The sequence below is a fragment of the Bacillus sp. FSL R5-0709 genome, assembly GCF_038004785.1.
GTDB lineage: Bacteria > Bacillota > Bacilli > Bacillales > Bacillaceae_G > Bacillus_A > Bacillus_A mycoides.
The window spans coordinates 3,700,721-3,713,047 of the sequence record NZ_JBBORT010000001.1 but is presented as its reverse complement, the minus strand read 5'-3'; the positions used below and the strand labels follow the sequence as shown (position 1 = coordinate 3,713,047).

Below are 12,327 nucleotides of genomic sequence, written 5' to 3'. Positions count from 1 at the left end.
GATGAAAGCCGTGTTTCTATCGGATAAAGGAAAAGTTCGTCAACATAATGAAGATAGTGCAGGAGTTTTTCGCAATTTAGATGGAAATATTTTAGCGGTAGTAGCAGATGGAATGGGAGGTCATCGAGCTGGCGATGTAGCTAGCTCGATGGCTATTCAATTATTCCATGATTATTGGAAGCAAACGCATAATATGAATGAGCCTAAAAAGGTAGAAAAGTGGTTACATACTAACGTTGGAATTATTAATGAGCGCATATATGCTTACTCTCAGCAGCATGCAGAATGTAATGGCATGGGAACAACACTTATAATAGCCATTTGTACATCGAATTTTGTGACGATAGGTCATATAGGAGATAGTCGTTGTTATATGGTATCAGAGGGGAAAATGACGCTTGTAACGGAAGATCATTCGCTTGTAAATGAACTTGTAAGACATGGCGAAATTTCAAAGGAAGATGCAGAATATCACCCGAAAAAGAATGTTTTGTTAAGAGCATTAGGAAATGAAGAAACAGTTGGATTAGATGTTAAAACATTGGTGCTTGAAGAAGATGATCAATTACTTCTTTGCTCGGATGGATTGTCTAACAAAGTTTCTATTGCTGATATGCAACAAATTTTACAATTGAATGAACAGCTCGAGGCGAAGGGAGAGCATCTCATTCAATTAGCAAATGATCGTGGTGGAGAAGATAATATTACCCTCGTTATTATTGATTATACGGATTCGACAAACGAAAGTAGGTGAAGTGCAACGTGCTGATTGGAAAACGCTTAAATGACCGTTATAAGCTGCTGAAAATGATTGGCGGTGGAGGAATGGCCAATGTCTATTTAGCTCATGATGATATACTCGGCCGAGATGTAGCGGTAAAAATATTAAGACTCGACTATTCAAATAATGAAGAGTTTATTAAACGTTTCCATCGAGAAGCGCAATCTGTTACAACGTTGTCGCATCCAAATATTGTGAATATGTATGATGTTGGGGAAGAGGATGATATATATTATCTTGTAATGGAATATGTACCTGGACGAACATTGAAGCAATACATAATTGATCGAGGGATGTTACCGATAGGAGAGGCTCTTGATATAATGGAGCAGTTAACGTCCGCTATGGCACACGCCCATCATTTTGAGATTGTACATCGTGATATTAAACCGCACAATATTTTGATTCGAGATGACGGAGTGGTCAAAGTAACAGACTTTGGAATTGCGACAGCTACAAGTGCAGCAACAATTACACATACAAATTCGGTGCTCGGTTCGGTGCATTATTTATCACCAGAACAAGCGCGCGGCGGTATAGCGAATAAACAATCAGATATTTATTCACTTGGGATTGTTATGTTTGAATTGTTAACAGGAAGACAACCGTTTTCTGGTGAATCTGCTGTTGCAATTGCGTTAAAACATTTACAAAATGAAATGCCATCTCCAAAAAGATGGAATGACAATATTCCACAAAGTGTTGAAAATATTATATTAAAGGCAACTGCGAAAGATCCGTTCCATCGATATCAATCTGCTAACGCGATGAAACGAGATATTGAAACAGCACTATACCCAGAACGAATAAATGAACAACCATTTTACATACCAGAAGATATGGAAGCAACGAAAGCGATTCCAATTATTCAACAAGAACAACTATTTCAAAATGTAAGTGATGAAACGATTGTATTAAAAGGAAGTAAAGTGGATGAACAAGTAAGAAAAGAAGAGACCAAATCAGGTAAGAAGAAAAAGCGAAATAATAAATGGCTGAAAGTTTTAATTACAACATTTTTACTTTTAGCGATAGGGATAACATTAGCACTTACTGTTATTCCAGGCTTCTTTATTCCGAAAGATGTGAAGGTTCCTGATGTGGCTGGTATGAAATATACGACAGCTGTAAATACATTAGTTGAAAAAGGTTTTGAAGTTACTGAACCTAATCTTGTATATACAGATGATGTTGAAGCCGGAAAAGTGATAAAAACAGATCCTATAGCAGGAAGAGTAGTGAAAGAAAACTCTAAAATTACTATCTATCAATCAGGTGGGAAAAAGAAAAGTAAGATGCGTGATTTGACAGGAAAAGATTTCGAGAGTATAAGAGCTGAGTTAGAAGAAGAATATAAACAAGTTACAATAAATTATATTGAAAATGATAAGCCGAAAGGTGAAATTGTAGAGCAAATACCAACGCCTGATCAAATGGTTATAGAGACAGAACAAGAACTGAAAATTTGGGTAAGTAAAGGACCTTATCAAATAAGACCAGGTGATTTTTCAGGATGGACTGAAAATAGTGTAAAAGGTTATTTAAATGAAAGAAAGCTTGTTTCTGATATAAAAAGAGAGTATTCAGATACGGTTGATAAAGGTCTTGTTATTTCACAGTTACCAAAGCCTGGGACACCTTTAAAAGAAGGAGATAAAGTATCGATTGTTATCTCCGATGGTCCGAAGCCTAAAGTGACGAAAACGGTAAAAGTGGATAACATTTCTATCCCATATGAAGCTTCTGCAACAGGTGAGAAAAAGCCGCAAACAATAGAAATTTATAAAGAAGATATGCAGCAAAAAATGGATAAACCAGTTGAAACGAGAACAATTACTGAGTCAGCGATTATTTCTTTAGAATTTGTAATTCAAGAAGGTGCAAAGGGACACTATAAAATTGTCCGAGATGGAGTAACGATTATGGACAAGGAAGTACCATATCCAGCTCAATAATAGTGAATTCCATCGTCCTTATATAGAAGATGGAATTTATTACTCTTGCCTGTTATGCTGTCTACATCGTGGACTGTATAACAGGCAAAAATATATGATTCAAAAAGCTGTAAAAGTGATACTGTTGTAAATAATATTTCAAATTTGATGGTAGATTAAATATATGAACCTGGATATATATTTGGTGGGCTTTGAACTAATTGTTTAAAGAACGCTAGTCTATTCATATTTAATTGCAGTTTTATTTTATACAAAATAAAGGAGAATTATATGCCAGAAGGAAAAATTGTAAAAGCTCTAAGTGGGTTTTATTATGTGCAGAATGAGGAAGGGATTACACAATGTCGTGGGCGTGGTGTATTTAGAAAGAATAAAATTACGCCACTTGTAGGAGACCAAGTTGTTTTTCAAGCGGATAATCCGAATGAAGGTTATGTGTTAGAAGTATTTGATCGGAAAAATGAACTTGTTAGACCTCCTATTGCTAATGTTGATCAAGCTATTCTTGTTTTCTCTGCGGTAGAACCAGATTTTAATCCAGGACTGTTAGATCGATTTTTAGTATTAATTGAATATCATAACATTAAACCAATTATTTGTATTAGTAAGATGGATTTAGTAGATGAAAAAATGAGAGAAACTGTTGAATCTTATGCAAATGATTATCGTGAAATGGGTTATGATGTGTTGTTTACTTCAATAAATACATCGGAAAGTATTGATATTCTGAAACCATTCTTAGAAGGTTGTATTTCCGTCGTTGCAGGCCAATCTGGTGTTGGGAAATCTTCAATGCTAAACGTATTACGTCCAGATTTAGAATTGAAAACTAATGATATTTCTTCACATTTAGGACGTGGAAAGCATACGACAAGACACGTAGAATTAATTACAGTTGGAAGCGGACTTGTTGCGGATACACCTGGTTTTAGTTCGCTTGATTTCATAGATATAGAGGTAGAAGATCTTACATATTGTTTTCCAGAGTTGAAAGAAGCGAGCCAATACTGTAAATTTAGAGGGTGTACACACCTTGCTGAACCGAAATGTGCGGTGAAAGCTGCGGTTGAAGAAGGAAAGATTACCGAATATCGTTATAAGAATTACAAACAATTCGTAGAAGAAATTAGAGAGAGAAAGCCGAGGTATTAGTCATGATTAAAATTGCACCATCGATTTTATCAGCAGATTTTTCAAGATTAGGGGAAGAGATTAAAGATGTAGAAAAAGGCGGAGCTGACTACATTCACGTCGATGTAATGGATGGGCATTTCGTACCAAATATTACGATTGGACCATTAATTGTAGAAGCAATCCGTCCGATTACATCATTACCGTTAGATGTACATTTAATGATTGAAAATCCTGATAACTATATCCCAACTTTCGCAAAAGCGGGAGCGGATATTATTACTGTTCATGTAGAAGCGTGTCCTCATTTACATCGTACAATTCAGTTAATTAAATCTCATGACATTAAAGCAGGGGTTGTATTAAATCCGCATACTCCAGTTTCAACGATTGAGCATGTATTAGAAGATATAGACATGGTATTACTTATGACAGTAAATCCTGGATTTGGCGGGCAGAAGTTTATTCATTCTGTATTACCGAAAATCAAACAAGTTGCAGAAATGGTTAAAGAGCGAAATCTAGAAGTGGAAATTGAAGTTGATGGTGGTGTCAACGCTGAAACGGCAAGACTTTGTATTGAAGCAGGAGCGAATGTTCTTGTAGCGGGATCAGCAGTATACAATCAAAAAGACCGCGGTGAAGCAATTCGTGTAATTCGCGGATAAAGAATGAACGAACGAACCTTTATCCTAGTGAAGCTTCTAGTTCATTAAGACTTCACTATTTATACATGTTAGAGTGGCAAATAAGGAGAAAGGCAATCTACCGAATGGCAGATTGCCTTTTTACAATAGAAGGGGAAGGAAAAATGATTATTCATATTTTAGCGGGAGGACCTGCAGAATACTGCGCAGATTTTTCGCGGTATGAAAATGAAGAAGTAGTTTGGGCGGCCGTTGATAGAGGAGTGTACCGTTTGTTGAAAAGAGGAATCACTCCGGCTGTTGCGTTTGGGGATTATGATTCAGTTACTGATGAGGAATTAGCATGGATGAGGCAACAAACAAATGAATTACATATCGTCCCGCGAGAAAAAGATCAAACAGATTTAGAAATTGCAATTAGCTGGGCTTTAGAACAGAAACCAAAATTAATTCGTATTTTTGGTGCTACTGGTGGAAGACTTGATCATGGTTTAGCAAATATTCAGATGCTTTTAAAGGGATTAGAAGTAAATATAGAAATGTGTATTGTGGACAATAAAAATGAAATAATGGTGAAAAAGTTTGGTATGTATATAATTGAAGGAAACGAACATTTTCCATACGTATCATTTGTACCAGTTACTGAAAGGGTAGAAGGTATTACACTTCACGGTTTTAAGTATCCCCTTACTAATAAAACAATAGAGTGGGGATCGACACTTTGTATTAGTAATGAACTCGTTGAGGAAAAAGGTACTTTTTCATTCACTTCTGGCATATTAATGATGATAAGAAGCACTGATTGAAGAAACAATTTTGCTCCTTGCATCATATAGTGAACAAGTGGAGTAATGGGGATTAGGAGGGAAACCATGAGATTTTATACAATTAAGTTACCTAAATTTCTTGGTGGAATTGTTCGTGCGATGTTAAATACCTTCAAAAAAGACTAAAAAAAGCACCTATTACCGGTGCTTTTTCCAATGGTATAATAAAAAAAGAGCCTAGCGGCTCTTTTTTTTATTATTAAACACGTTCGATTTTGCCAGATTTTAATGCTCTAGCAGAAACGTAAACACGTTGAACTTTTCCGTCGATGCGTACGCGAACTTTTTGAAGGTTAGCGCCCCATTTACGTTTTGTAGCGTTCATTGCGTGAGAACGAGAGTTACCAGAACGAGCTTTTCTTCCAGTGATAGCACAAACACGAGCCATTTATATTTCCCTCCCTTAACTACCGTAACATACGTAATTTTTCAATATTAGTCTTTTATGCGATGCTAAAAACACTACTATAATTTAACACAACTAAAAAGAGAATGCAACACCGTAGGAAAAAGAAATCAAGAAAAAATACTTGACACTATATGTCAATGAAGAAAAGGTGAAATCAAGAAAAATTGCTTGACATATTATAGTGGTACATGTTGTATAATAACAATGGACTATTTTGCTCATCATAAAAAAATGTAATTTAAAACATAAAATATGAGAGTGAAAAAGAAAGAACGATGGAATTTTCTTTAAAAAGATTATATGATAGTAACTAAAGTAGTCTAGCTCACTTTCACCATTTATGAAGGGGGAAACGAGATGTCAATTGAAATTAAAACGAAGTACGGTCAAATTGATATTAGTACAGATGTAATTGCAACAATTGCTGGAGGTGCCGCAGTAGATTGCTACGGTATCGTAGGTATGGCATCAAAAAATCAGTTAAAAGATGGATTAACAGAGATTTTACGAAAAGAAAACTTCACTAGAGGCGTTATTGTTCGTAAAAATGAAGATGAAGTACATATTGATATGTATATTATTGTGAGCTATGGTACGAAAATTTCAGAAGTAGCACATAACGTGCAGACTAAAGTGAAATATACATTAGATCAAACTGTAGGACTAGCAGTAGATTCTGTAAACATCTACGTACAAGGAGTTAAAGTAATAAACTTGTAATGTGCATTAAGGAGGAAAATCTGTGTCAATTCAAAAAATTGATGGAAAACGTTTATCACAAATGATCATTCAAGGAGCCAATAATTTAACAAATAATGTTCAGCTTGTTGATGCATTAAACGTATTCCCAGTTCCAGATGGCGATACCGGTACAAACATGAACTTATCAATGACTTCAGGCGCACGTGAAGTGAAAGCAAATCCTTCACAGCATGCTGGTAAAGTCGGTGTAAGTTTAGCCAAAGGATTATTAATGGGAGCTCGTGGTAACTCTGGGGTTATTTTATCTCAGTTATTCCGTGGTTTCTCTAAATCCATTGAACAAAAAGAAGAATTAACGACAGTTGATTTTGCTGCAGCTTTAGAAGCAGGAGTAGAGGCAGCTTACAAAGCGGTTATGAAACCAATTGAAGGAACGATTTTAACGGTTGCAAGAGAAACGGGTAAATATGCAGTGACAGTTGCGAAAAAACAGCGCGACTTTGTTTTGTTTATGGAAGACGTTGTAAAAGAAGCAAACGCATCGTTAAATCGTACGCCAGATTTATTACCTGTATTAAAACAAGTTGGCGTTGTAGATAGCGGTGGTAAAGGTCTTGTTGTTGTATATGAAGGATTTTTAGCTGACTTAAAAGGAGAAACGATTTCTTCTAATATGCCTGCCCAACCATCTATGAATGACATGGTACGTGCAGAACATCACCGTAGTGTACAAAGCCAATTGAGTACAGAAGATATTAAGTATGGATATTGTACGGAATTCATGGTGAAATTAGAGCCTGGAAAAATGAAGGAACATAATTTCTCTGAACAAAAATTCCGTGAAGATATTAGTGTGTACGGAGATTCACTACTTGTTGTATCGGATGATGAGGTTGTAAAGGTTCATATTCATGCGGAACATCCTGGAGATCCTATGAACTATGGACAACGTTACGGTAGTCTAATTAAGATTAAAGTAGAAAATATGCGTGAACAGCATACTGCTTTATTAGATGAACCTACCATGGTACCTGAACAAACGAATCAGCCAATAGAGAAACAACCGTATGGTATTGTAACTGTAGCTATGGGATCGGGTATTAAAACTCTATTTGAGAGCATTGGTGCAACGAAAGTTATCGAAGGTGGCCAAACGATGAATCCGAGTACGGAGGATATTGTGAAGGCGATTGAAGAGGCAAATGCTGAAAAAATCATCATCTTACCAAATAACGGGAATATCGTGATGGCAGCAGAACAAGCAGCGTCAGTTGTAGAACAAGAAGTTATTGTTATTCGTTCAAAAACAGTTCCTCAAGGTATGGCTGCAATGTTAGCATTTAATCCAGTTGGAACGCTAGAAGAGAATGAAGAAAACATGAAAGAAGCTTTAACTCATGTGAAAACAGGTCAGATTACGTATGCTGTTCGTGATACGGAAATTGACGGTGTAGCGATTCAAAAAGATGATTTCATGTGTATTGCAGATGGGAAAATTGTATCTACAAATGCTGAGAAAGTAGGAGCTGCAAAGCAATTACTAGAAGCGCTAATTGATGAGGATTCTGAAATCGTAACGATTCTACAAGGTGAAGATGCAACAGATGAAGAAGTGGCTAAATTAGTTGCGTTTGTAGAAGAGAACTTTGAAGATGCAGAAGTAGAAGTACATGCAGGGAACCAACCGGTGTATTCTTTCATCTTCTCTGTAGAATAAGAAAAGATTCGATTTGAAAATAAATGGGTTACTTACTTGCTAATGGATAAGAAATAGTGATATGAAGTTTATTACTAGTTTTTATTCAAAAGGCTAGCATATTGATGATAGAAAAGAGCCTTGCTGCTAATAGTGAGGCTCTTTTCTTACGTATTGTACAACTTTGTTTTATCCCGCTATTTGTGGGCAGTAAAACTTCCACCCCCTATATTCGGCTGGAGCAAAGAAGTTAAGTGGGGGATTAACTGCCCGTAAACGCCCACTGATTATAGTTTCACTTTATATAGAGGGATTAGAGTAGTTTCTCTTAGAATGCCTATGATAGAATATATAAGGTGAAAGAGAGCGATTACAGATGTCAATGATAATAATGGATAATCAATAGAATGAATCAAAGAAAATAATGTGACGGAGCGTGAGAATCTTGAATGAAGTTGTACAAGTTCCTGTTACGGATGTAAAGGGAATCGGAGGAGAAACATCTGAGTTGTTACACGAGATGGGAATTTATACAGTTTCTCATCTATTAGAACATTTTCCGTACCGCTATGAAGACTATGCGATGAAAGATCTTGCTGAAGTAAAGCATGACGAGCGTGTAACGGTTGAGGGGAAAGTTCATAGTGCTCCTTTACTGCAATATTATGGGAAGAAGAAGTCACGTCTTACAGTTCGTGTTCTCGTCGGTCGTTATTTAATTACAGCTGTATGTTTTAATAGACCATACTATAAACAAAAGTTAAATTTAGATGAAACGGTAACGATTACTGGTAAATGGGATCAGCATCGCCAAACAATTGCTGTATCAGAACTGAATTTTGGACCGGTTGTACGACAACAAGAAGTAGAACCTGTATATTCAGTGAAAGGAAAACTGACAGTAAAACAGATGCGCCGGTTTGTTGCACAAGCATTTAAGGAGTATGGAGATTCTATAGTCGAAGTGTTACCAGATGGTTTGTTAAGTCGATATAAATTATTATCACGCTATGAAGCGCTCAGAGGGTTACATTTTCCAGTGGGACAGGAAGACTTAAAGCAAGCGCGTCGCCGTTTTGTATATGAGGAGTTTTTCTTGTTTCAGTTGAAAATGCAAACATTACGGAAAATGGAAAGGGAAAACTCGAAAGGGACGAAAAAGGAAATTTCATTAGTAGAATTGCAAGAGTTTACTGATGCGCTTCCGTTTCCATTAACTGGTGCACAACGCCGGGTTGTAGATGAAATAATGAAAGATATGATATCTCCGTACCGAATGAATCGATTATTGCAAGGGGATGTAGGTTCTGGGAAAACAGTTGTTGCTGCGATTGCTCTTTATGCGGCGAAATTGGCTCATTATCAAGGTGCTTTGATGGTTCCTACAGAAATTTTAGCCGAGCAACATTATCAGTCGCTCGCGGAGACGTTTTCACATTTCGGTATGAAGGTTGAATTGCTAACAAGTTCTGTTAAAGGTGCGAGACGTCGAGAAATTTTGTCGAGATTAGAACAGGGAGAAGTAGACATCCTTGTTGGAACGCACGCTTTAATTCAAGACGAAGTTATATTTCATAGGTTAGGTCTCGTTATTACCGATGAACAGCATCGATTTGGTGTGGCGCAGCGCCGGGTTTTACGTGAGAAAGGTGAAAGTCCAGATGTATTGTTTATGACGGCGACCCCAATCCCGCGTACGTTAGCTATCACTGCATTTGGAGAGATGGACGTTTCTATTATCGACGAAATGCCAGCTGGTAGAAAGGTAATCGAAACGTACTGGGCAAAACATGATATGTTAGATCGTGTCCTCGGCTTTGTGGAGAAAGAGATAAAAAAAGGAAGACAGGCATATGTTATTTGCCCTCTTATTGAAGAGTCTGAGAAGCTTGATGTACAAAATGCTATCGACTTACATAGTATGCTGACTCATCATTATCAAGGGAAATGCCAAGTTGGATTAATGCATGGGAGACTATCATCTCAAGAAAAAGAAGAGATAATGGGACAGTTTAGTGAAAATAAAGTGCAAATTCTTGTGTCGACAACAGTTGTTGAAGTAGGCGTGAATGTACCAAATGCGACTGTTATGGTTATTTATGACGCGGAACGTTTCGGTTTATCACAGCTCCATCAGCTGAGGGGGCGTGTTGGGCGTGGTAGTGAACAATCATATTGTTTATTAATTGCGGACCCGAAATCAGAAACGGGAAAAGAAAGAATGCGCATTATGACTGAAACAAATGATGGATTTGTATTGTCAGAAAAAGATTTAGAGTTACGAGGTCCTGGGGATTTCTTTGGAAGTAAGCAAAGTGGTCTACCAGAATTTAAGGTTGCTGATATGGTACATGATTATCGGGCGTTAGAAACAGCAAGACAAGATGCAGCGATACTAGTTGATTCAGAAGCGTTTTGGCATAATGATCAGTATGCTTCGCTGCGTACTTATCTTGATGGGACAGGTGTGTTCCAGGGAGAGAAGCTCGATTAAAAGTAGTCTGCAAAAGTTTTTGTTGCATTCTACTTTTAATGATTATATACTACTTTTAGTACCTAGTCATAAAAATGGATGGTGCGGTATGAAAAAAAGAAGAAGTAAAAAAGAAAGACAAGAATTATTACAACAAACAATAGAAACGAATCCTTTTATAACGGATGAAGATTTAGCGGAAAAATTTCAAGTGAGCATACAAACTGTTCGTCTTGATCGTATGGAATTATCTATTCCTGAATTAAGAGAACGAATTAAGCATGTGGCTACAAAACAACATGAAGAAGATGTGAAATCTTTACCGTTAGAAGAGGTTGTCGGAGAAATTATTGATATAGAATTAGATAGACATGCGATTTCTATCTTTGAAGTAAAGGTAGAACATGTATTTAAAAGAAATCAAATTGCTCGTGGGCATCATTTGTTTGCACAAGCAAACTCACTAGCTGTTGCGGTTATTGATGAAGAATTAGCTTTAACTGCAAAGTCCACCATTCGATATATTCGTCCTGTAAAATTAGGAGAGCGTGTTGTTGCAAAAGTACGTGTTGAAGATGTAGAGAATGATAAAGGACGGACGGTTGTCAAAGTGCGTAGTTTTGTTGGAGAAGAACTTGTCTTTACAGGCACTTTTGAAATGTATCGATCTAGTAATTATAGTGAGGAAGGTAACAACTTATGAAAATCGCAATAGATGCAATGGGCGGCGATCATGCACCAAAGGCTGTAGTATTAGGAGCAATGAAAGCTATTAAGGAATACTCAGATTTACATATTACGTTAGTAGGGAAAGAAGAGGGAATTCGTCAATATTTAACGAGTGAAGAGCGAATTACTATACTTCATACGGACGAAAAAATTGAATCGACAGACGAACCAGTAAGAGCGGTTCGTCGAAAAAAACAAGCTTCAATGGTACTAGCGGCGCAGCAAGTAAAAGACGGCGTAGCGGATGCTTGTATATCAGCAGGTAGTACAGGAGCTTTGATGGCAGCTGGATTGTTTGTTGTTGGTCGTATGGAAGGAATTGAACGACCAGCTTTATCACCTACAATGCCAACTGTTGATGGAGAAGGTTTTGTTATGTTAGATGTTGGAGCCAACGTTGATGCAAAACCAATTCATTTATATCAATATGCAGTAATGGGCTCTGTTTACGCAGAGAAGGTAAGAGGAATTAAAAATCCACGCGTTGGACTTTTAAACGTTGGAACAGAGGATGGTAAAGGAAACGAGCTTTCAAAACAAGTCTTTGCTATGCTCAAGGATGCACCAATTAATTTCGTTGGAAACGTTGAATCAAGAGATTTATTGCAAGGTGTAGCAGACGTTGTTGTATGTGATGGTTTTACCGGTAATGTAGCGCTAAAATCATTAGAAGGAACAGCACTTGCGTTATTCTCTATGTTAAAAGAACAATTAATGAGTTCGTTTACGAGCAAATTAGCAGCAGCGGTATTAAAACCAAAACTTATGGTATTGAAAGATAAAATGGATTATTCGGAGTATGGGGGAGCGGCGTTGTTTGGATTGAAAGCTCCTGTCATTAAGGCTCACGGTTCTTCTAATGACCAATCGATATTTAGTGCGATTCGTCAAACGAGAGAAATGGTAGCGAAAGAAGTAATTCCTACAATTTCAAGTGTAATGGAGAAGGAGCCGCTTCAATAAGAGGAGGATTTGAA

12 protein-coding genes are annotated in these 12,327 nt (G+C 37.0%); 11 read left to right on the top strand and 1 reads right to left on the bottom strand.

Translation table 11 applies throughout. The features are described from left to right. Position 1: 1 nt before the first annotated feature. From MKX37_RS18830 to spoVM, 6 genes are all read left to right on the top strand, one after another. Positions 2-754 (top strand): Stp1/IreP family PP2C-type Ser/Thr phosphatase, encoded by a 753-nt coding sequence (locus tag MKX37_RS18830; protein ID WP_002066780.1) that lies wholly within the window; start codon positions 2-4, stop codon positions 752-754. Positions 755-762: 8 nt separating this feature from the next. After that, positions 763-2,736: a Stk1 family PASTA domain-containing Ser/Thr kinase gene (gene pknB / locus MKX37_RS18825; RefSeq protein WP_002014502.1), complete on the top strand. Its 1,974-nt coding sequence runs from the start codon at positions 763-765 to the stop codon at positions 2,734-2,736. A gap of 270 nt (positions 2,737-3,006) precedes the next feature. Beyond that, on the top strand, positions 3,007-3,888 hold the full coding sequence (rsgA, locus tag MKX37_RS18820; protein WP_002014503.1) for a ribosome small subunit-dependent GTPase A: 882 nt from the start codon (positions 3,007-3,009) through the stop codon (positions 3,886-3,888). Positions 3,889-3,890: 2 nt separating this feature from the next. After that, positions 3,891-4,535, top strand: a complete 645-nt coding sequence (rpe, locus tag MKX37_RS18815; protein ID WP_002014505.1) for a ribulose-phosphate 3-epimerase — start codon at positions 3,891-3,893, stop codon at positions 4,533-4,535. A 104-nt stretch (positions 4,536-4,639) separates the two neighbouring features. Further along, positions 4,640-5,320 (top strand): thiamine diphosphokinase, encoded by a 681-nt coding sequence (locus MKX37_RS18810; protein ID WP_002014506.1) that lies wholly within the window; start codon positions 4,640-4,642, stop codon positions 5,318-5,320. 66 nt (positions 5,321-5,386) lie between these two features. After that, entirely contained in the window at positions 5,387-5,467 is an 81-nt protein-coding gene (gene spoVM / locus MKX37_RS18805) for a stage V sporulation protein SpoVM (RefSeq protein ID WP_001213599.1), read from the top strand. Between the two features lie 73 nt (positions 5,468-5,540). On the opposite strand, the gene rpmB is transcribed toward spoVM, so the two are convergent. Next, on the bottom strand, positions 5,541-5,729 hold the full coding sequence (rpmB, locus tag MKX37_RS18800; RefSeq protein WP_000124776.1) for a 50S ribosomal protein L28: 189 nt from the start codon (positions 5,727-5,729) through the stop codon (positions 5,541-5,543). Between the two features lie 378 nt (positions 5,730-6,107). Here rpmB and MKX37_RS18795 point away from each other — a divergent pair, with 378 nt between their 5' ends. The 5 genes from MKX37_RS18795 to plsX all read left to right on the top strand — a co-directional run bounded on the left by MKX37_RS18795 (position 6,108) and on the right by plsX (position 12,313). Beyond that, a complete protein-coding gene (locus MKX37_RS18795) occupies positions 6,108-6,470 on the top strand; it encodes an Asp23/Gls24 family envelope stress response protein (protein WP_002014507.1) in 363 nt (120 codons plus the stop codon). Between the two features lie 22 nt (positions 6,471-6,492). Continuing rightward, positions 6,493-8,169, top strand: a complete 1,677-nt coding sequence (locus MKX37_RS18790; RefSeq protein WP_002128829.1) for a DAK2 domain-containing protein — start codon at positions 6,493-6,495, stop codon at positions 8,167-8,169. A gap of 424 nt (positions 8,170-8,593) precedes the next feature. After that, the gene (recG, locus tag MKX37_RS18785; protein WP_002014510.1) at positions 8,594-10,642 is read left to right on the top strand and encodes an ATP-dependent DNA helicase RecG; all 2,049 of its coding nucleotides are present in this window, start codon (positions 8,594-8,596) and stop codon (positions 10,640-10,642) included. Between the two features lie 88 nt (positions 10,643-10,730). Then, on the top strand, positions 10,731-11,324 hold the full coding sequence (gene fapR / locus MKX37_RS18780) for a transcription factor FapR (RefSeq protein WP_000747354.1): 594 nt from the start codon (positions 10,731-10,733) through the stop codon (positions 11,322-11,324). Next, positions 11,321-12,313, top strand: coding sequence for a phosphate acyltransferase PlsX (gene plsX / locus MKX37_RS18775; protein ID WP_002128828.1), 993 nt, complete (start codon positions 11,321-11,323; stop codon positions 12,311-12,313). Before fapR ends, plsX begins: the two co-directional genes overlap by 4 nt. Positions 12,314-12,327: the final 14 nt, after the last annotated feature.

Coding starts and splice junctions, on each gene's coding strand:
- MKX37_RS18830 (WP_002066780.1), top strand. CDS start 2: ATGAAAGCCGTGTTTCTATCGGATAAAGGAAAAGTTCGTCAACATAAT.
- rsgA (WP_002014503.1), top strand. CDS start 3,007: ATGCCAGAAGGAAAAATTGTAAAAGCTCTAAGTGGGTTTTATTATGTG.
- rpe (WP_002014505.1), top strand. CDS start 3,891: ATGATTAAAATTGCACCATCGATTTTATCAGCAGATTTTTCAAGATTA.
- MKX37_RS18810 (WP_002014506.1), top strand. CDS start 4,640: ATGGCAGATTGCCTTTTTACAATAGAAGGGGAAGGAAAAATGATTATT.
- spoVM (WP_001213599.1), top strand. CDS start 5,387: ATGAGATTTTATACAATTAAGTTACCTAAATTTCTTGGTGGAATTGTT.
- rpmB (WP_000124776.1), bottom strand. CDS start 5,729: ATGGCTCGTGTTTGTGCTATCACTGGAAGAAAAGCTCGTTCTGGTAAC.
- MKX37_RS18795 (WP_002014507.1), top strand. CDS start 6,108: ATGTCAATTGAAATTAAAACGAAGTACGGTCAAATTGATATTAGTACA.
- fapR (WP_000747354.1), top strand. CDS start 10,731: ATGAAAAAAAGAAGAAGTAAAAAAGAAAGACAAGAATTATTACAACAA.
- plsX (WP_002128828.1), top strand. CDS start 11,321: ATGAAAATCGCAATAGATGCAATGGGCGGCGATCATGCACCAAAGGCT.